Here is a 268-nt window from a genome sequence, read left to right as displayed (position 1 = left end):
CAATCGCATTGCCGACCGCATCGACAATACTGATATGACTTGTGCCGTACTCGGGCTGTTCAGGCTGGCTGGCAAAACTCACCGCTAGCTCGCCCGGGTTACCGGGCTCCGCGCTCTCGCCCATGCTCTTTTCACCGATGAGTTCGCTGCGTTTACCCAAATAATCAGGGGCCAGCATCAGCGACCAGTCACCGCCGGGGGCATCAACAAAATCAGGGTCAGCGATGTAGCGACCCCGATCAGCAAAGGCAAGCCGCGAAGCTTCTAA

The 268-nt window shown here is 57.8% G+C and carries 1 protein-coding gene; it reads right to left on the bottom strand.

The features are described from left to right. The coding region (locus tag R0J92_RS23385) for a gamma-glutamyltransferase (protein WP_411053433.1) at positions 1 to 268 on the bottom strand (268 nt) is incomplete at both ends.

Origin of the sequence: Tritonibacter sp. SIMBA_163, assembly GCF_046535935.1 — a bacterium.
GTDB classification, from domain to species: domain Bacteria; phylum Pseudomonadota; class Alphaproteobacteria; order Rhodobacterales; family Rhodobacteraceae; genus Epibacterium; species Epibacterium scottomollicae.
Note: the sequence above shows the minus strand (reverse complement) of the source record. Positions and strands in the feature narration are given on the sequence as shown.